Source organism: Millisia brevis NBRC 105863, from assembly GCF_001552615.1.
GTDB lineage: Bacteria > Actinomycetota > Actinomycetes > Mycobacteriales > Mycobacteriaceae > Millisia > Millisia brevis.
In genome coordinates this window covers 36,648-54,801 of the sequence record NZ_BCRN01000002.1, presented here as the reverse complement: position 1 = coordinate 54,801, position 18,154 = coordinate 36,648, and the positions used below count along the sequence as shown (strand labels likewise).

Sequence of the window (18,154 nt, the reverse complement as noted above, 5' to 3'; positions counted from 1 at the left end):
GTACTTGCCGACGTTCAGCCCTCGTCTGCCGTCCAAGTTCAGGACCGCCCAAGCTCGATACGCGATGATCGCGTGTACGCGGTAGCAACCAAACTCACGCAATCTGCAATGTCGGTGGTGGTCGGTATGGTTCCACCATGAACGAATCGGAGGCGATGTATGCTCTTGCTGCTATTTTTGCTCCTGCGCTGGGCCGCGTGAACGAGCGGGCAGCGAGAGGGTACGCGCTGAAGCCCTGGGCTCTAAAGCCCCATCGACCCGATCCGGGGACCTCAATGGCCCAAGACGATGCGGATGGATATGACGAAAAGATTCCAGAGGGCTTGTCGGGTACCGTGCTATACCCCATCATGAACGCGATTGATGCAATAGCTTCTACAAGCGCGCTGGTTTCGCAAGCCCGTGCAGAGGCTCCATTCAATCATCATCCAGCTGCCTTTCTGTCGCTATGTAGGACGTCGATCGAATGCTCCGCACAAGCGATTTGGGTGATGAGTTCCGAGGATCGAGACGTTCGTAGAAGGAGGGCGGCTGGCTTGGCGAAGGTTGGTGTCGAACATGCGCGAGAATGGCATTCCTTGACACAGAGCGCATACGACAATGGCCTCATGGAGGTACCTGAAGAAGCCAGCGTGCAAAACCGACATCGACTTGACATGCATGAAGAGGAACTGAAGATATTGGAGACGCTTGGGCCAGCGAACGCTAGACAGTACTCGGATCTGGTTCGCAAAGCGGCTAATTGGATCGCGGAGAACCCACCGAGGCATGCGGAAGATGTAGGCCGCGTGCACTTTCAGACCGTTTCCAAACTGGGTTATAGAGTCTGCTCGAGTTTTACTCACGGCCACGCTTGGCCAATCCATCTACTAGGGAATCCCATGGAGTCTTTCGGGATGATGGCTGACTCAGTTAATCTGGCTCTCATCAATACAGAATGCGCTCTGGCGCTCTATGAAGCTCAGGCTACTGATCCGAATCTCGGGCGCGATAGACTTTACCCGCAAACATTACAAGTCACTATCGATGATTGGCGTGGTCGATTTTCGGCCTGCGAAGATAGCGGTACGCCACTATCTGCAACGTAGGTTGGATGTGGTCGCATTTCTGTAGCGGCCGTGCAGGTGCTCGCTGAGAATACTGTCGAGACCTTCTGTCCACCTTACCCGATATGGCCTAGCTATTTGGATCCTCACGCCTTGGGGAAGTTCCAGACCTCCCTGAGATGTCATCGTTTTGGCCGAGCGCCGGCGGCGCGGGCGGGTTCCGAGGAGATCGCCCGCCGCGCCGCCGGTCGGTGACCGCCGCTTTCGGGGCTACCCGGCTGCCTGCGGCGCCGGGGTGAACTCCTCCCGGCGAATCTGCCGTGGAGGCATCCGCCGCCGCTTGAGGGCCTTCTGCGCGGCCGCCACCATCGCCGGCGGCCCGCAGAGGTAGGCGCTCATCCCCTTGCAGGACGAGAAGTCCTCGACCACCACATCGGTCACCATCCCGGTCGCCCCGGACCACTCCTGCTCGCTGAGCGCGGGCCGATAGTGGAAGCGGCCATCGACTCGCTCGAGCTCCCGGAAGACCTCGACATCGTAGAGATCCTCCTCCCGGCGCCCACCGTGGTAGAGGAACACCTCGGGAACCAGGTTGTGGCTGAGGGCATGTCGCGCGATCGACACCAGCGGCGCCAGCCCGGTCCCGCCGCCGATCAGGATCGCCGGCTCGGGCTGGGGATGGACAAGGTGGAACTGGCCGAGCGGGCCGCGCAGCGCCACCCGGTCACCGACGGTCAGGCCGGCGAAGATCCATCCCTCGGTGGCCACGCCGCCCGGGGTTCGTTTCACATGAAACTCGAGCACCCCGGGCCCGTCGGGCGGATTGGCCATCGAATACTGGCGCGCCACCCCGTGGCCGGGGACGATCAGCTCGGCGTACTGACCGGCGTTGAACGCCATCGGCATATCCGGCTCGACCACCAGTCGGCGGATATCGCGGGCGATGTCCTCGAGCGCGATGACCGTGCCGGTGTAGTCCCGCAGGGGATGCCGAGGAACGCCGTCGTCCACGGCGCCCACCGGTTGGATCCGCACATCCTGTGTGGGGGTGGCCCGACAGGCCAACGCCAGGCCACCGCAGCGCTCGTCCGCCGTCAGCGTGTAGTCCGGCGAATCGCGATGGTCGACCGCGCCGCACAGCACCCGCACCTTGCAGGTCCCGCAGGTCCCCTGGGTGCACGAATGCGGGATCCACGCGGCCGCCCGCAGTGCGGCATCCAACATCGACTGGCCCGGTTCGACGGTCAACGAGGTGTCGGTGCCGTCGATGGTGAGGTGAAACCGGGCCCCGTCGGGCGGCTGAAACCCGGTCCGATCGGGCGCCTGGACCCCGACTCCGGCGGGCGGCCGGTCCCCGGGCCCATCGGGCGCCGCGGCCGGGATGGTCTCCGCGGATCGGTCGGACATCTCAGACCTCCCAGGTGGTGTGCAGTTCGGTGGGGCCGCGGAAGCCCCAGCCCCAGAAGCTGACCTCGCGCGAGGTGTCCCGCTCGATATTCGGCAGTACCTCGAGCAGTTCCTCGAGCGCGATGCGCACCACGCTGGTGGCGAAGTACGTTCCCGCGCAGGCGTGCATCCCGCCGCCGAAGGTCAGGTTGGGGATCACGGGGCGGTCGAGATCGAAGGCGGTCGGCGCGTCGTAGGCGTTCTCGTCGCGGTTCGCCGAGCCGTAGGACAGCATCACCGGCGATCCCGCGGGAATCGTGACGCCGCCGACGGTGACCTCCTGCTCGGCTACCTTCACCACCGCCGACCAGATCGGCGCCACCCACCGCATCCCCTCCGCCGCCGCGCGCGGGATCAGCGTCGGATCGTCGATGACCCGCTCGAGCTGATCGGGGCGGCTGAACAGGCCGGCGAGGGTGGTGCCCATCGCGTGGCCCGGCTCCTGCATAGCGCCGAGCAGGAAGACGTACAGGTTCGGGTAGATCTCCTCGCGGCTGCGGGTCTGTCCCTCGGGCATGCCGTCGTGCAGCCAATGGGAGATCGCCGACCGATCGGGATGCTCGATCCACCGGTCGATCTTCGGGTCGACGTGCGCGATGATCTGTGCTTTGGCCTCGTCACCGGGGATGAAGCCGTCCGGATTGGCGAACTCACCGGTGTCGTCGACCGCCGCATTGGTGAACGAGACGCTCAGCTTGTGGAACCAGTCGCGCAGCGTGTCGTGGCTGACATCGTCGAGCCCGAGCAGATCGCCCAGCGCGCGGACGCTGACCGGCTCGCAGTAGGCCGAGATGATCTCGGCCGCCCCGTCGTTCTCGAAGCCGGCGATCAGCTTGCGGGCGAAGGGGCGCACCAGATCGTCGACGTAGCGGTCGACCGCCGAGGGCTGCAGGTGCGGTTCGACCATGCCGCGCAGCTTCCGGTGGGCATCGCCATTGGCGCTCAGCAGCGCGCCGGGGCCGAAGGTGCGCCCGCCGGCGGCGGAGATCACCGCCGGCCAGCCCTCGGCCGCCCGGCTGATCTCGAGACAGAGCTCGCGGGTGGACACGATGTACATGCCCAGCGCGGGAACGAACGCGACCGGGGCCTCGGCGCGCAATCGTTCGTAGAAGGGGTGCGGGTCGCGTTCCAATTCCGCGATCGTGATTCCGCTGATCAATTCGTTGATATCGGACACGGCAGTCTCCCGTCCGGCGTGGATGATTCGCTCATGCGGCGGCACTTTCGAATGGGCTGAATCCGATTCCGAAAGAGTGGCTTACCACGCCTGTGATCTGGAACACTAGAAGGCGGAGGTGATCGGGGCCATGACTGTTGGTGCACCGATGGATGACTCCGAGTGCACAGCCCCCGCGGCAGCCCGAACCGCGAAACCCTCAGTGGCACTAAGCACTCGAGCATTGGAGTCCACGGAGAGCAGGACCGCGTGGGCCGGCGCGCTCGACGCGACCTATTGCGAGATGGATATCGATTGGGCGCAGGAACGCGAGCCGTTCCGCGCCGATATCGTCGCCCGCCAGGTCGGTGACCTGTCGGTCAGCGTGGTGCGTGCAGACCCGCACGCCGTGGTGCGCTCGCCGGCGACGATCAGCTCGGATCCGAGCGATGACTACCTGTTGTGCCTGATCACACGGGGTACGGCGACGATCAGTCAGGGGGAGGGGTCGATCACCGTCGACAAGGGTTCCTTCGGAATCGTCGATACCGCGCGGCCCTTCACGGTGGCCGGCATCACCGAATTCCATCAGGTGGTCGTACGGACACCGCGGGCGCATCTCGACGGTCGATTGTCCGCCGCTATGGTCGATGCCGTTCCCGGACGGCTGATTTCGGCGGACGGCGGGGCCGCGCGCATCGCGTCACGGCTGCTGGTGGATATCGCCGGGCGCGACGATTCCTATTCCGCGGGATCGTCGCTGACGATCGCGGCGGCCGTGGTCGATCTGGTCGTCGCCGCGGTCACCGACCAGGTGACGCCGCTGAGCGCGACCGAACGAGCGCACGTGGCCGACCTGGCGCTCGTGCAGCGTGCGATGCTCGATCGGCTGGCCGACCCGGAATATGCGATCGCGGATGTCGCAGCGCAGCTGGGGATGTCGGTGCGCTATGTGCACAAGTTGTTCGAGTCGACCGGGACGACGCCGCGCGCCTGGCTCTATCAGCGGCGTCTGGATCGGGCGGTCACGATGCTGCTGCAGACTCCGCGCAGCGTCGCGGAAATCGCTGTGCATCTGGGGTTTCGGGACGCGTCCCATTTCAGTCGGGTATTTCGGCGCCGCTTCACGGCGAGTCCGGCGCAGTTTCGCGCGGCGAACACCGGGACCGATTGACCGGCCCCGGTGTTCGTGGAGAATCAGTCGCTCCAGCTCTGCCTCGCCTCGGCGGCCTTCCGCTCCGCGATGGTCACATCGGCTGCCGACCAATGGGTTTCAGGCACCTCACGGACCACCACACGAATGTTCGCGATCGGTGAGCCGAGGGTGCGGTGGGCTGCGAGGGTCAGTTCGTGCAGCAGCTCACGGACTTGTTCCGGGGTGCGGCCCTCGGCGATGGTCGCTTCGATGAACGGCATGGCTCTCAGCCTCCCGAGACGGTGATCGATCCCAACGACGTGAAGTGTACGGCCACCCGTGAGCCGGGTGCCACGGCAATCGCATCGGTCATCCCGCCGGTCAGAACCGTCCATCCCGCCTCCAGACCGTGCCCGCGGGCACCGAGGGTATTGGCGGCGAAGGCGAGCGCCTCGGCGGGGTGGCCGAGCACCGCCGCCCCGGTGGCGCTGTCGACGATGTCGCCGTCGACCTCGAGCAGGCAGGCCTCGAGGGCGAGATCGAGATCCTCCACCCGTCGGCTGATCGGACCGGTGATGTAGACGCCGGAGGAGTTGTTGTCGGCCACCGCATCCGCGAGGGTGAACTTGAATCCGGAATAGCGGCTGTCGATGATCTCGATCGCCCCGTACACCCGATCGACCGCCGCCAGCGCGGACGCCGCGGTGACGCCGGGACCGCGCAATGGGCGCCCGAGGACGAACGCGATCTCCGGCTCCGCGCGCGGATGGATCAGCCGATTGCGGGGGACCGGCAGACCCGCGGGCAGCGCCATCGTGTCGGTCAGCCAGGCGACCGACGGCTCGTCGACGCCCATCTGCTGCTGCTTGGCCCGCGAGGTGAGTCCGAGCTTGACGCCGGTGACCACCTCGCCGCGCGCGCGGCGATCGGCCAGGGCGATGTCCTGCGCCAGGTAGGCCACGTCGAGCGTGAGGTCGGGCCACTCCTTCTGAATCGACGTCCGCGAGGTGCGGGTGCGTTCGGCGGTCAGCAGGATGTCGGCCACCCGGGCGGCCGACCACTGTTGGTTCGACGACTGTTGGTTCGACGACTGTTGGTTGGGCGTCTGCTCGTCGGAGGACGGGGTGGTGATGTCGGTCATTGCTGCTCCTGTCCCAGGACGGCCGTAACGCTGCCGAGCCCGGCGAATTCGGCGACGATCGTATTGCCGGCCACGATCGGATGGGCGCGGGTCATCGAACCGGGCAGCACGACGTGTCCGGGTTCGAGGGTCACCCCGAGTGGGCCGACCGTATTGGCCAGCCACACCAGGGCGTTGAGCGGCGAGCCGAGGACCGCGCCGCCGGCCCCGGTTGCGACCAGGTCCCCGTCGATGTAGAGGTTGCAGCCGCTGCGGCGCAGGTCGACGTCGCCGAGGCGGGTGGGGGTGCTACCGAGCACCACCCCGCCCGAGGAGGCGTTGTCCGCGACGGTGTCGAAGATCCCGATCTTCCAGTCGCGGATGCGGGAGTCGACGATCTCGAGAGCCGGCAGCACGAAGTCGACCGCGGCCGCCGCCTCGGCGACGGTGACGCCCGGGCCGGTGAGCGGCCGACCGAGGACGAAGGCGACCTCCGGCTCGATCCGCGGCTGGATGAAGGTGGCGGCGGGGATCGGCTGATGTTCGAGATGGAACATCGACGCGGTCAGGTGCCCGAAGTCGGGCTGGTCGACACCCATCTGTCGCTGTATCGCCCGCGACGCCAGGCCCACCTTGTGCCCCTTGATCGTGTCGCCGTCCTTCTCCCACGCCTGCACCTGGGCGAGCGCGATGCGGTACGCGGTCGACAGATCGGGGTCGGTAAAGCCGGGAGTGAGCGGGTCGACCGGGGTCCCGGTGCGGTAGGCGGCCAGCAGGGTATCCGCTGCCGCCTGTATGGACTCGGTGATGTGGTCGTCGGTCATGCGATCGCATCGACTTTCTCGAAGGGGAACGGCCGCACACCGCGATCGGCGTTGCGGTCCCTCCCGAGGCTGGTGCACGATGATCCCTCGTGCAAGGAAAACGTGCCGGTGAGCGAAACGAGGGTGAAGGCGTCGGGGGAGCGGAGGTCGGCTCGATCACCCGTGCCGTCCGGATCCTGACCGCCCTGGGCGCTTCCGATATCCCGCTCGGGGTGTCCGAATTGGCCCGCCGGACCGGGATCTCGAAGTCGAGCGCCTACCGGGTCGCCGCCGAGCTGTGCGACAACGGTCTGCTCGAACGCGACGGCACCCGATACGTCCTGGCGCTGCGCCTGTTCGAGCTCGGTCAGCGGGTGCCCCGCCAACGCGATCTGCGGGAGGCCGCCCGACCGTTCATGAGCGATCTGCGGGAGGCCACCGGCCACACCAGCCACCTGGCGGTCCTCGACGGCGAATCGGTGGTCTACCTCGAGGTGGTGCGCAGCCCGAACGCGCCGCCGTTGCCCACCCGCACCGGCAGCCGCTGGCCGGCGCACGCGACCGGCATCGGCAAGGCGATCCTGGCGTACTCGCCGGCCGATGTGGTCGACCGGGTGCTCGTCGCCGGGCTGCCTCGGCTCAGCGAGCGGACCATGACCACGCCGGGTCGGCTGATCGCCGAGCTGGCACGCATCCGCGAACGCGGGATCGCCTACGACCTCGAGGAGTCGATGCCGGGTGTCGCCTGCGCCGCCGGCACCGTCTTCGGTGCCGACGGCCAGGTCGTGGCCGGTCTGTCGGTATCCGGCTGGCACAACCGGATCAATCTGGAACTGTCCGCCGCCGCGGTGCGCACCGCCACCCTCGGGCTGACCCGACGCCTGGCCGACCACCGCTGACCTCAGCCGACCGCGGCGAGCGCCGGGTCGATCGCGGTACACGATCGGGGACACTCGGTGCTCGTGGCGATCGCTTTGGTCACCGCAGCCGCCGCCTCGATCACCGCCCGCCGGAACTCGTGCTGGGCGGCGGTGAAGCGGTTGACCGGCGCGGTGATGCTGACCGCGGCGACCACGACGCCCATCTCGTCGCGGATCGGCGCCGCGACGCATTGAACGTCGGCGACCGTCTCGCCGGCGTCGACGGCGCAGCCGTTGCGCAACGTGGCCCGCAGCTCCCGGCGCAGCACCTCGGGGTCGGTGATCGTGGCCGGGGTCATCCGGCGCAGTGGCTTGCCGGTGATGTTGCGCTCGAGCTCGCGCGGGGTGCAGTGCGCGAGCAGGACCTTGCCGACCGCGCTGGCGTGCGCGTCGAGCTGTGATCCCACCCGCGCACCGGTCACGTTGACGACGTGGTTGCCGATCACCTTGTCGACGTACATGACCCGATAGCGCTCGAGCACCGCCAGATGGGTTGTCTCCCCGAATCGCTCGGAGAGCGCCTGCAGCACCGGCGCGGCGCAGGACTTGACATCGACGGTGTCCTTGAGGGTTTCGTTGAGCTCGACGACCCGCCAGCCGATCCGATAGCGACCCCGCGATTTGCATTGCAGCAGACCGATATCGACCAACGAGGAGAGCAGGGCGTGTGCGCTCGAGCGGGGGACGCCGACCTGCGCGGCGACCTCGGATACGCCCCATTCGGGCTTGCGCACGGTGAACAGGTCGAGGATCGGCCCGAGCTTCTGAACCGTTTGCAGTGCCGCCATGAAACTACCCACCTTCCGCGGAGGATTCCCGCGTGAGAAACCTTCGAGCCGACGCCACTATGTGCCCGTGCTCACAACGATGTCCAGCGATTTGTGCCGCTGATCGGAACGCCCCGGAAATGCTCGAAATCGGTCAGAACCCCCATCCGTCGTCGCGTCCCTGAAGTTCCAGGGCGCGAAAGCTGCCGGTGTAGAAGACCAGGGGACGGCCGTCGTCGTACCAGAGTTGGTCGACCCGGCCGACGTGCAGTGTGTGGTCCCCGGCGGGGTGGGAGTCGATCACCGTGCAGGCGAGGTGGACCAACGCCCCCTCCAACAGCGGGACACCGGTACGCCAGACGAAGCGCACCAGGTCGGGCTGCTGCGTCCCGCCGGCGAAGTGCAGAGACAGCGGCTCCTGATCACCCGCGAGGATCGACACCCCGTAGCGCCCGGTCTCGGCGATCTTGGTGTCCATCCGCGCGCGGGTCGAGATCGAGACCAGCACCAGCGGCGGATCGAGCGAGACGGAGGTGAACGCGTTGGCGGTCATCCCGTGCACGTTGTCCTCGGACTCGCTCTCGGCGGTGGTGACGATCGTGACCCCGCTCGCGAACCGTCCGAGAGCCTTGCGCATCCGCAGGGGAGTGGCGGCCAGATCGGCGGGATCGACGTCAGCGTCCACCGTGATCACCCCGCTCGCCATTCGCACCATTACGACTGTGATCCGGGACACTATGAGAGCCGGCGGCCGACGACCATGACTGTCGGTGCACCATTCGATGACTGTGGACGCACGCCCTCGCGCGGGCGGCCCGCGCGAGCGTCGCTGCGCTGCTCATCGGCGCACGATCGACAGGTCGTCGTTGCCGATCAGGTCCGGCCGGGTCCAGCCGTCGACGTTGTACTCGGACATGCACTGCTCGGCGAAGCCCTTCAACGCGGTGTCCTGGCCGCTGGCCTGGTAGGCGAACAACGTCTGGAAGCGCACCGCTTCGTGGTCGCCGCCGTAGTTGCGCTCGTAGAGCTCGTGCCGTCCGCCGAACTCGGTGCCCACCGCATCCCACAGCAGCTTCAGCAACTGGACGCGGTCGATGGCGGGGATGCCGTTGGAACCGCGCACGTAGGTGTTGAGGTACGGGGCGATATCCGGGTTCTTCCAGTCGTCGGCGTGCGAGTTGAGGTAGATCAATCCGCTGCCGAGGACCTGCTGGATGATCTCCTTGACCCGCGGATAGCCGACGCCCATGAAGGTGCGGTAGGCCAGCCCGTAGTTGAGATTCGGCTGCACCGCGCCGCCCACCCACTCGTCGGGCGTCTTGGCCATCGCGTCGGACAGACCCCAGAACACGTCGCGCCAGTTGAGGATCTCGCCGATCTGCATCTGCACGCCGCGGAAGCCGGCGGAGCCGGTCATCTCGACGCCCTTGAGCACGCAGCCGGCGATGAAGTCGAGCTTGACCGCCAGGCGGGCGCAGCCGTGGAACATGAAGCGGTTCAGGAAGCCCGAGCGCATGACGAAGTTGTTGGTGGTCTCGACGTCGTAGGCGAAGACGTTCTCCCACGGCACGAGGACGCGGTCGAAGACCATGATCGCGTCGTTCTCGTCGAAGCGGCTCGACAGCGGGTAGTCGAAGGGGGTGCCCATCACCGCGGCGTTCATCTCGTACGAGGTGCGGCACAACAGCTTCAGGCCGGGGGACTCCATCGGAACGGTGAAGATCAGCCCGTACTCCTTCTTGCGCAACGGCAATCCGTAGTGCGCGATGAAGTTGGCATTGGTGATCGCCGAGCCGGTCGCGACGACCTTCGCGCCGGAGACGACCAGTCCGGCGTCGGTCTCGTCGACGACATGTACACAGATGTCGGCGGTTTCGTCGGCGGGCTTGTCGCGATCGATCGGCGGATTGACGATCGCGTGGTTGAGGTAGAGCACCCGCTCCTGGGCCTTGCGATACCAATCGAGGGCGTTCTGCCGGTAGTCGCCGTAGAAATCCGCATTGGCGCCCAGGGTTCCGAGGAACGACGCCTTGTAGTCGGGGGAGCGGCCCATCCATCCGTAGACCTCGCGCTGCCACGTGACGATGGCCTCGCGCGCGGCCAGCAGATCATCGGCGCTGTGCGCGGTCTTGAAGAAGGGGTGGGTGAATCCTCCGTTTCCCGTGTCGGTGGCCACGGACAGTACGCCGCGCGCCTCGGGTTCGTGCAGCTTGTCGTACATCCGGGCAACCGAGCGCGCGGAATTCCGGAATGCCGGATGTGTGGTCACATCCGTCACTCGTTCACCGCGGAAGTAGATCTCACGGCCGTCGCGCAGCGATTCGAGATACTCGTCGCCGGTCATCGGGCGCACGTCGTTGGTGGCGGTGTCGGTCTGCCGATCCGTCAATGGTGACGCGGTCATGATGCCTCCTGGAGATGGGTGGGTGGCGGCCGATCGTCTCGGTTCCAATGACTCGAACCTTGTGTGCCGCATAAGAAATCGATGAAGGTACTTCCCCGGGAAGCCGGCTGCGGGTTACCGTGGCCTGTGTTGCGTCCCTGTGACGCACAACACTAGAAGCCGGGAGTGTGGCGCAACATGGCCGAACGCGAACAACTCGATGACTGCGAGCGCATCGCGTCCGACGCGCCCATATCGGCGGCTCCCGGCGCGATGTCCGGTGAGCCCGCGGTTGTCTCGTTGCGGACCGACCAACTCGACCTGAACGAGGGACGTGCCGCCTGGCAGAGCACTCTCGGTCGGCTCTACTGCGAGACCGACATCGCCTGGCCCCACACCAGCGACCGATTCGACGGCGAATGGGGTGGCCGCCCGCTGGGCGACCTGCACATCAGCACGATCCGAGCCGAGCAGCAGACCGTGGTGCGCTCGGCGGCGATGGCCCGATCGGATGCGAGCGCCGATTACCTGCTCTGCCTGATCACCGCGGGCCACGTCGAGGTCGAGCAGGCCGGCCGCGAGACCGTGCTGCGGACGGGCGCGTTTGCCCTGCTCGACCTGAGTCGGCCGTTTGTCTTCCGGTCGCCCACCTGCTTCCGGCAGGTCGTCGCGCACATTCCCCGCGAGATGCTCACCTGTCGGCTCCCGGAGCCGTACCTCGACCATGCGACCGGTCGCTCCTTCGGGCCGGGGCCGGGGGCCTCCGCGATCGCCGGTCGGGTGTTGGTCGATCTCGCCGCGGAGGGAGCCGGGCTGAGCAGTGGGGCCACGACCAGTTTCGCGATGTCGGCGGTCGACATGGTGGCGGCAGGCATCGCGGAGGTCGCCGTGCGGGCCGGGATAGGAACCGGTCATCGTGCGGCGGACCTCGACCGGATCCGCCAGGTGGTCGACGAACTGCTGCACGACCCGGACCTGACCGTCACCGGGATCGCGGCCCGGTGCGGGATGTCGCTGCGCAACGTCCAGAAGTTGTTGGCCGGAGCCGGAACCACTCCGCGAGCCTTGTTGCACCGCATGCGGATCGACCGCGCGAAGCGGTATCTCGTCTCAACGGACCTATCGGTGGCGGATATCGCACAGTCGGTGGGCTTTCGTGATGTCTCGCACTTCAGTCGTACATTTCGGACTCTCGTCGGGACCAGTCCGGGGCGCTTCCGCACCGCGCCGACCTCGACGGACGGGTTCTGATCCGTCCCGGTCGCTTCGCCGGAAGCCGCACGGGCATTGTCACTTTCGTACTCTGGCGCACGGGAGCGGTTTCGGTAGCGTCTCGCGGGTGCGACGACTGCCCGCAATCCTGCTGACCGCCCTCCTCGTCACGCCGGCCGGTATGACCACCGTGCCGACGGCCCATGCCCAGCCGATCACGACCGGTCAACCGGTGGACTCGGTGACCTGCGACCGCCCCGGCTGGGTGCGTGCATGGTCATCGAATATGGGCGGCCCCCAACGTATTGCCCAGGAGGACAACGCCGGCCAGGGGCTGATCTACTTCGAGTCCTATCCGCTGAAGCCGCCCCGCCCGATCGGCAACCAGAGCCTGCGGATGCTGGCCGCTCCCAAGACCTCCGGCGACCGCATCCGGCTGACGTTGAGCAATACCTGGGGGACCACACCGCTGACATTCACCTCGGTCAATGTCGGTGCGCAACTCGCCGGTAGCGACCTGGTCCCCGGCAGTCGGCGGCAGGTCACCTTCGGCGGAGAATCGACCATCACGGTTCCCGCTGGTGCGGAAATCGTCTCGGATCCGGTGGATTTCGCGATCCGCCCCTTCGACAAGGTCGCGATCAGCTTTCACATCCCGGACCCGATCGTCGTGTCGCCGACCCATCACATGGACGCCAACCGCACCTCCTATCTGACACCCTTCGGGAGCGGGGACGCCGCCGATTCCGACTCGGGCGCCGCCTTCACCGAGCAGACGACGTCGAACTACTTTGCGGCAGCGATCGATACCGTCGCCGGCGCCGGCACCGCCGGGCTCGTCGCCTTCGGCGAATCGTTCACCGAACCGATCACCACCACGGTCGACGCGGAGACCCGGACCCCGGACTTCCTGACGCGGCGGCTCGCCGAGGTCCCGGGCGGCGATCGGGTGGTTGTGACGATGGGGACACTGAGCTTCAACTTCGTCACCGACGGTCCGGCGCAGGTCGGCTTCGGTCCGCACGGCGTCGGCTGGGGCGGTATCCCCGGCCGGGACCGGATCGTCGCCGATGCCCTCGACGTGCCGGGGACCCGAGCGGTCCTGCTGCTGCACGGTCTCAACGACCTCGCCTTCGGTACCCCGGCCGACGCTGTGATCGACGCCTATCGGGACATCGTCGCCAAGGCCCGCGACCGCGACATCCGGGTGATCGCCGCGACCCTGACCCCGACCGGCGCCGCCCGCGATATCGCCTTCATGTACGCCCTGCCGGGGACGCAGGCCGAGCGGGAGAAGGTCAACCACTTCATTCGCACCGCGGGCCTGTTCGACATGGTGGTCGACTACGACCTCGCGGTGCGCGACCCGGCCAACCCCTCGGTGTGGGCTCCCGGTACCTCCCCGGACCAGGTTCACCCCGGCGATCTCGGCACCCGCATCCAGGCCGACGCGATCGACCTCGACGAACTCCTGGCCATCGTGCGCTGCTGAGGCGCGGATGGCGACCTTCAGCTTCGTTGTTGCGGGTCACCTCGTTTGTTAGCCTTGCAGGTGGAAAACGTGCCGACAGGATCGGTCGTTGATAGACAGAGTTATCCACAGGCCCGGCCGAGTCGGCCGGGCCTGTGGTCTTCCGTTCGTATGCTCGGCCGGTAACACCGGCCTTCGTGGAGATCCTGCGCCCAGCGCGCCTGCAGCCGTATCGCGACTACTGGGCCGAGATGGCCGGCGGCGCCCCTGCCGATACGGCGTCTCTCGGCGCCCTGTACATCTGGCAGGTCACGATCAGCTCCTCCTGGTACGAGGTGCTGTGCCAGACCGAGGTTCTGGTGCGAAATGTGCTCGACTCGCAACTGCGGGAGTGGAACGGGGCGGCGTGTCGAAAGCCCGACTGGCTGCGCGAACCGGCGGTGCCACTCGAGCGGATTCTCGGCAGCCGAGTTCTGATGGGCCTGAAGCACGATGCGGTGCGCGCACAGCGGAATCGCGCCACTCCGGATCCGGAGGGCGGACCGCATCCGCGTCGGAATCACGTCGTCACCCAAGACGATCTTGTTGCCCAGTTGACCTTCGGCAACCTGGTCAATCTGTTGCCGAGTGATCCGCCGACCGAGAACGGCCGCAGACGACTGCAGTCCGGGTACACCGCTCGCGAGCATCTGTGGCGGGACGCGATGAGCCTCGCCTTTCCGTTCGTCGGGGACATGATGGCGGACTTCGCGTATCGGAGTGCGGAGCATCGCCGACAGCTACCCGCAGAGGTTGCGGCGGGCTACCTGATCAGCGCGGCACTCGATCGACTGCGCAGAGTCCGCAACCGCATCGCGCACCATGAACAGGTGCTGCGGGTCGACCACCGGCGGCGGCATGCGGACGCGTTGTTCGTCCTGCGGAGCATCGATCCGCGGATCGGCGACGAGGTGGCGGAGATGTCCCGAGTTCGGACCGTATGGGACGGTCGGCCGAGACCGCGTCACGTCTAGGCGGCCGGGAATCAGGGCAGCAACCAGCCGGAATCCAGGGCGATGCGGACCGCCTCGGCGCGGGTGCGGGCGGAGGTCTTGCCGATCGCGCTCGACAGGTGATTGCGCACGGTGCCCTCGGAGAGGAAGAGCGCCTTGGCGATATCGGTGACCGTGCCCCCGTCGCGGGCGGCGCGCAGGACGTCGGTCTCCCGATCGGTCAATGGGGACGCGCCGCTGACCATCGAGTCCGCGGCGAGGTTGGGATCGATCACCCGCAGGCCGCGGCTGACGCGGCGTACCGCGTCGGCGAGTTCGCGGGCCGGTGTGTCCTTGACGACAAACCCGTACGCGCCCGCCTCGAGTGCCTTGCGCAGATAGCCGGGCCGACCGAACGTCGTGACCATCAACACCCGGCACTCGGGCAGCCGCTCGTGCAGCAGTCGGGTGGCGCTGATCCCGTCGAGACCCGGCATCTCGACGTCGAGCAACGCGACATCCGGGCGTTCGGCGAGGGCGGCGTCGACCACCTCGTCGCCGCGCCCGACCTGGCCGACCACGCGGATATCCCGTTCGAGTTCCAGCAGGGCGACCAGGGCGCCGCGGACGAGGGCCTGGTCGTCCGCCACCAGCAACCGTATCGGTTCAGAAGATCCTTCGGCGGGCGCTGCGGCGGACTGAATCGGGTCAGTCGAGCGGTTGGTCACCGGGTACCTCCACCTCGATCGCAAAGCCGTTCCCGGTGGGCCCCGGGCCGATCATCATCGTGCCCCCGGCCCGTTCCACCCGCCGACGCAGACCTTCGAGGCCGTGTCCGGAGAAGGGATCACCGGAGGTGGTCGGGGCCTGCGGGCCGAGACCGTCGTCGATGATCGCGACCCGGCGGCGGCCGAGTTCGACCGTGCAGGTGCGAGCCCGCGAATGACGCACCACATTGGTCACCGCCTCGCGGATCGTCCAGGCGAACAGTTCGCGGTGGCGGGAGTCGACCTCGTCGGTGACCCCCGGCAGATCCGGTTCGATACCGGCCGCGGTCAGCGCGGCGCGGGCCTCGGCGATCTCGCCCGGCAGCGAGATACCGCGCACCCCGAGCGCGGTGGCCCGCACATCGGCGAGCGCATCGCGGGAGAGCCGCTCGATCTCGAGGATCTCCGCGCGGGCCCGCTGCGGGTCGTCGTCGAAGGTGCGGTCGGCGACCTGCGCCTTGAGCGAGATCACGGTGAGCGAATGGCCGAGGATGTCGTGCAGGTCGCGGGCGATGCGGGCGCGTTCCTGGTCGAGGCCCTGGTCGAGAGCGGTGCGGCCGAGTTCGCGTTCGACGTCCAGCAGACGATCGGTACGTTGCATCGCCAGGCGCATGGCGAAGGTCGAGGCCGCGGCCAGGACGACGGCGAGGCTCTCGTTGTGGTCCTGCCAGCCGGGCACGGTCAAGGCGGCGAGGGAACTGACCGCCAGCATCAGCGCCGCCACCGCGATGCCGAATCGGATCGGCAGTGTCGCCATGGCCGCGGCGGTGATGAACACCAGGCAGACCAAGGCGTCGGGCCCGGCGAACGGAACGAGGGCGCCGGTGATCACGACCAGGCCGACCAACAGCGGCACCACGCGCCGCGGCCGGAACCGCGGGCGGCCGACCCGCCACCGAATCCGCAGCAGCAGGTACAGATAGGTCGCGACGAAGGTGGCCACCAGGACCAGACCGAGGATTCGACCGGCAGGCTGCGGATAGCGCAGGACCGCGGTCAGCGGATACGCCAGGAAGAGCAGCCAGGCGCCGATCGCCAGGATCCGCCACCTCGGACGGGCTGGCGGATCCCGGCGGTCGGGGTCGACCTCGAGCGTGCGATCGGACACATCAGTCACGGTAGGCGCCGCTCCCGGCAGGCGTCGACGGCCGTTCGAGCGGGTCGCTCACACGCGGCGGGTGTCGCGGCTCATCCGCCACGCGGCGCCCGCGACGAAGATCGCCGCCCACACCACGACGTTCAGCAGCGCGAGCCACAACGACGGCGACGAGTCGATCGGGTAGCGGGCCAGAACCGCCACCCCGTAGGTGGGCATGAAGTGCGCGATCGTCGCGAAGACCGATCCCATGGAGTCGACCGGCACGAATAGGCCGCCCGCGAAGGACAGCAGCGCCATCGCCGGCCCCAGGATCTGCATGACGTTCTCGCTGGGCAGCAGGTAGCCCATGAACAGGCCGAAGGCGGCGAAGACCGAACTGCACAGCCAGCCGATCGCCGCGCAGGCGAGCATGCGGCCGATCGACAGGTCGGCGCCGAAGATCTCTCCGCAGATCATCACCACCGTGACCGCCATCAGACCGATCGCCATGGCGACGGCGATCTTCATCGCCACGTAGGCGGTCGGCCGCAGGGGAGTCAGCCGCAGTTGCCGACTCCAGCCGAGGGCCCGCTCGGTGGCGACCATCGCGCCGCCGCTGGTGGCGGCGAGCAGGGCGCCGTAGACCGCCATCGACACCATCACATAGGAGGTCACGTTGGCGGTGCCGACCGATTGGGTGCGGTACGAGCTGTCGGTGCCGAAGATCAGGAAGAACGCCGCGGGCAGGACCAGGGCGAAGAGCATCACCCGCGGATTGCGCAGGACCCGGCGGATCTCGATGCCGAGGATCGTGCCGGAGAGCCCGCCGAGCGGCGGGGTGCGGCGCCGGACCTGCGGGGCGACGACGGCGGTCATGATCGACTTCCTTCGGAATCGGAGGTGAGGGCGACGAAGGCGTCCTCGAGGTTGTGGGCGGTGATCTCGAGATCGCGGGCATCGGTCCGGGTGAGCAGGTGACGGGCGATACCGTCGCTGTCCGCGCCGTGCAGCAGCACCGTGTCGCCGTGGACCTCCACCGAGTCGACACCCGGCAGGGTGGCGAGCGCGTACCGGTCGGCGCCGGGCAGATTGGCGCGGACCTGTCGGCCGCTGCCGAGCGCCTTGATCTGCGCCGGGGTGCCGTCGGCGATGACCCGACCGTGGCCGATCAGCACGATCCGGTCGGCGATCGCGTCGGCCTCCTCGAGGTAGTGGGTGGCGAACAGGACGGTGCGCCCGCGGTCGGCGTCGGCGCGGATCGCCGCCCAGAAATCGCGGCGTCCCTCGACGTCCATGCCGGTGGTCGGCTCGTCGAGGATCAGCAGGTCCGGATCGGAGAGCAGGGCGAGCGCGAAACGCAGCCGCTGTTGCTGGCCGCCGGAGTAGGAGCCGACCTTGCGGTCGGCGATATCGGTGATGCCGGCGCGCTCGAGGACCACGGCCGGGTCGACGGAGGGGCGGAAGAGGGAGCCGATGTACCGGGCGGTCTCGGCGACGGTCAGGTCCTTGAGCAACCCGCCGGTCTGCATGACCGCGGCGACCCGGCCGAGGCCGACCGCGTGGCGGGCGGAGTCGCCGAAGATGCGCACGGTGCCGGAGGTCGGTTGGGCCAGTCCGAGGATCATGTCGATCGTCGTGGTCTTGCCGGCGCCGTTGGGGCCGAGGAAGGCGACGATCTCGCCGGGCCACAGCACCAGGGACAGGTGGTCGACGGCGGTGACGGCGCCGAAGCGTTGGACGACGTCGGCCAGTTCGACCGCCGGTGTGGTCTCGCGCCCCATCGGCCGGGCGATGCCGCCGATCGCGCGGGACGAGGTTGTCTGAGTCATGGACTCAGCATCGATCGCGGTCCGCTTCACCCGGTCTGCGATCGGTCACG

Annotated in this window: 18 protein-coding genes; 6 read left to right on the top strand and 12 right to left on the bottom strand. The window is 67.7% G+C overall.

Annotated features, from left to right (window positions below):
- Positions 1-137 precede the first annotated feature (137 nt).
- Positions 138-1,088, top strand: a complete 951-nt coding sequence (locus MB1_RS25495) for a hypothetical protein (RefSeq protein ID WP_157083879.1) — start codon at positions 138-140, stop codon at positions 1,086-1,088.
- 228 nt (positions 1,089-1,316) lie between these two features.
- Here the strand turns inward: MB1_RS25495 and MB1_RS03045 are convergent, their stop codons facing one another.
- Both MB1_RS03045 and MB1_RS03040 read right to left on the bottom strand, forming a co-directional pair.
- Complete coding sequence (locus MB1_RS03045; RefSeq protein ID WP_084350744.1) at positions 1,317-2,453, bottom strand: NADH:ubiquinone reductase (Na(+)-transporting) subunit F; 1,137 nt, start codon at positions 2,451-2,453, stop codon at positions 1,317-1,319.
- A gap of 1 nt (position 2,454) precedes the next feature.
- The gene (locus MB1_RS03040) at positions 2,455-3,669 is read right to left on the bottom strand and encodes a cytochrome P450 (protein WP_066904133.1); all 1,215 of its coding nucleotides are present in this window, start codon (positions 3,667-3,669) and stop codon (positions 2,455-2,457) included.
- 130 nt (positions 3,670-3,799) lie between these two features.
- Between MB1_RS03040 and MB1_RS03035 the strand changes: the two genes are divergently transcribed.
- Positions 3,800-4,822: an AraC family transcriptional regulator gene (locus MB1_RS03035; protein WP_066903591.1), complete on the top strand. Its 1,023-nt coding sequence runs from the start codon at positions 3,800-3,802 to the stop codon at positions 4,820-4,822.
- Positions 4,823-4,845: 23 nt separating this feature from the next.
- Here MB1_RS03035 and MB1_RS03030 read toward each other — a convergent pair whose 3' ends face one another.
- Genes MB1_RS03030 through MB1_RS03020 form a run of 3 tightly spaced genes read right to left on the bottom strand, consistent with a single transcriptional unit; the run spans position 4,846 to position 6,727 of the window.
- Positions 4,846-5,064: a tautomerase family protein gene (locus tag MB1_RS03030; RefSeq protein ID WP_066903589.1), complete on the bottom strand. Its 219-nt coding sequence runs from the start codon at positions 5,062-5,064 to the stop codon at positions 4,846-4,848.
- Positions 5,065-5,069: 5 nt separating this feature from the next.
- Complete coding sequence (locus MB1_RS03025) at positions 5,070-5,924, bottom strand: 2-keto-4-pentenoate hydratase (protein WP_084350742.1); 855 nt, start codon at positions 5,922-5,924, stop codon at positions 5,070-5,072.
- Complete coding sequence (locus MB1_RS03020; RefSeq protein WP_066903587.1) at positions 5,921-6,727, bottom strand: 2-keto-4-pentenoate hydratase; 807 nt, start codon at positions 6,725-6,727, stop codon at positions 5,921-5,923. The genes MB1_RS03025 and MB1_RS03020 overlap by 4 nt, the downstream gene beginning before the upstream one ends.
- 89 nt (positions 6,728-6,816) lie before the next feature.
- Between MB1_RS03020 and MB1_RS03015 the strand changes: the two genes are divergently transcribed.
- Positions 6,817-7,605, top strand: a complete 789-nt coding sequence (locus tag MB1_RS03015) for an IclR family transcriptional regulator (protein ID WP_084350740.1) — start codon at positions 6,817-6,819, stop codon at positions 7,603-7,605.
- Positions 7,606-7,607: 2 nt separating this feature from the next.
- Here the strand turns inward: MB1_RS03015 and MB1_RS03010 are convergent, their stop codons facing one another.
- The 3 genes from MB1_RS03010 to MB1_RS03000 all read right to left on the bottom strand — a co-directional run bounded on the left by MB1_RS03010 (position 7,608) and on the right by MB1_RS03000 (position 10,797).
- The gene (locus MB1_RS03010) at positions 7,608-8,414 is read right to left on the bottom strand and encodes an IclR family transcriptional regulator (RefSeq protein WP_066904127.1); all 807 of its coding nucleotides are present in this window, start codon (positions 8,412-8,414) and stop codon (positions 7,608-7,610) included.
- A gap of 133 nt (positions 8,415-8,547) precedes the next feature.
- Complete coding sequence (nphA, locus tag MB1_RS03005; protein WP_066904126.1) at positions 8,548-9,030, bottom strand: NADH-dependent flavin reductase; 483 nt, start codon at positions 9,028-9,030, stop codon at positions 8,548-8,550.
- A gap of 201 nt (positions 9,031-9,231) precedes the next feature.
- On the bottom strand, positions 9,232-10,797 hold the full coding sequence (locus MB1_RS03000) for a 4-hydroxyphenylacetate 3-hydroxylase family protein (protein WP_066903585.1): 1,566 nt from the start codon (positions 10,795-10,797) through the stop codon (positions 9,232-9,234).
- Positions 10,798-10,974: 177 nt separating this feature from the next.
- Between MB1_RS03000 and MB1_RS02995 the strand changes: the two genes are divergently transcribed.
- From MB1_RS02995 to MB1_RS02985, 3 genes are all read left to right on the top strand, one after another.
- Positions 10,975-12,027: an AraC family transcriptional regulator gene (locus MB1_RS02995; protein WP_066903583.1), complete on the top strand. Its 1,053-nt coding sequence runs from the start codon at positions 10,975-10,977 to the stop codon at positions 12,025-12,027.
- Positions 12,028-12,115: 88 nt separating this feature from the next.
- Positions 12,116-13,480 (top strand): GDSL-type esterase/lipase family protein, encoded by a 1,365-nt coding sequence (locus tag MB1_RS02990; protein WP_066903582.1) that lies wholly within the window; start codon positions 12,116-12,118, stop codon positions 13,478-13,480.
- Positions 13,481-13,656: 176 nt separating this feature from the next.
- Positions 13,657-14,472, top strand: a complete 816-nt coding sequence (locus MB1_RS02985; RefSeq protein WP_066903580.1) for a hypothetical protein — start codon at positions 13,657-13,659, stop codon at positions 14,470-14,472.
- Between the two features lie 11 nt (positions 14,473-14,483).
- On the opposite strand, the gene MB1_RS02980 is transcribed toward MB1_RS02985, so the two are convergent.
- From MB1_RS02980 to MB1_RS02965, 4 genes are read right to left on the bottom strand one after another with little or no spacing between them, the layout of a single operon-like run.
- A complete protein-coding gene (locus MB1_RS02980) occupies positions 14,484-15,080 on the bottom strand; it encodes a response regulator (RefSeq protein ID WP_245650006.1) in 597 nt (198 codons plus the stop codon).
- Between the two features lie 58 nt (positions 15,081-15,138).
- Entirely contained in the window at positions 15,139-16,305 is a 1,167-nt protein-coding gene (locus MB1_RS02975; protein WP_066903578.1) for a sensor histidine kinase, read from the bottom strand.
- A 57-nt stretch (positions 16,306-16,362) separates the two neighbouring features.
- Complete coding sequence (locus MB1_RS02970; RefSeq protein WP_066903576.1) at positions 16,363-17,151, bottom strand: ABC transporter permease; 789 nt, start codon at positions 17,149-17,151, stop codon at positions 16,363-16,365.
- Positions 17,148-18,104: an ABC transporter ATP-binding protein gene (locus MB1_RS02965; RefSeq protein WP_084350873.1), complete on the bottom strand. Its 957-nt coding sequence runs from the start codon at positions 18,102-18,104 to the stop codon at positions 17,148-17,150. Before MB1_RS02965 ends, MB1_RS02970 begins: the two co-directional genes overlap by 4 nt.
- Positions 18,105-18,154: the final 50 nt, after the last annotated feature.

What these genes read in the sequence shown, in the direction of transcription:
- MB1_RS25495 (WP_157083879.1), top strand. Translation starts at nt 138, where the DNA reads ATGAACGAATCGGAGGCGATGTATGCTCTTGCTGCTATTTTTGCTCCT.
- MB1_RS03045 (WP_084350744.1), bottom strand. Translation starts at nt 2,453, where the DNA reads ATGTCCGACCGATCCGCGGAGACCATCCCGGCCGCGGCGCCCGATGGG.
- MB1_RS03035 (WP_066903591.1), top strand. Translation starts at nt 3,800, where the DNA reads ATGACTGTTGGTGCACCGATGGATGACTCCGAGTGCACAGCCCCCGCG.
- MB1_RS03030 (WP_066903589.1), bottom strand. Translation starts at nt 5,064, where the DNA reads ATGCCGTTCATCGAAGCGACCATCGCCGAGGGCCGCACCCCGGAACAA.
- MB1_RS03025 (WP_084350742.1), bottom strand. Translation starts at nt 5,924, where the DNA reads ATGACCGACATCACCACCCCGTCCTCCGACGAGCAGACGCCCAACCAA.
- MB1_RS03020 (WP_066903587.1), bottom strand. Translation starts at nt 6,727, where the DNA reads ATGACCGACGACCACATCACCGAGTCCATACAGGCGGCAGCGGATACC.
- MB1_RS03010 (WP_066904127.1), bottom strand. Translation starts at nt 8,414, where the DNA reads ATGGCGGCACTGCAAACGGTTCAGAAGCTCGGGCCGATCCTCGACCTG.
- nphA (WP_066904126.1), bottom strand. Translation starts at nt 9,030, where the DNA reads ATGCGCAAGGCTCTCGGACGGTTCGCGAGCGGGGTCACGATCGTCACC.
- MB1_RS03000 (WP_066903585.1), bottom strand. Translation starts at nt 10,797, where the DNA reads ATGACCGCGTCACCATTGACGGATCGGCAGACCGACACCGCCACCAAC.
- MB1_RS02995 (WP_066903583.1), top strand. Translation starts at nt 10,975, where the DNA reads ATGGCCGAACGCGAACAACTCGATGACTGCGAGCGCATCGCGTCCGAC.
- MB1_RS02970 (WP_066903576.1), bottom strand. Translation starts at nt 17,151, where the DNA reads ATGACCGCCGTCGTCGCCCCGCAGGTCCGGCGCCGCACCCCGCCGCTC.
- MB1_RS02965 (WP_084350873.1), bottom strand. Translation starts at nt 18,104, where the DNA reads ATGACTCAGACAACCTCGTCCCGCGCGATCGGCGGCATCGCCCGGCCG.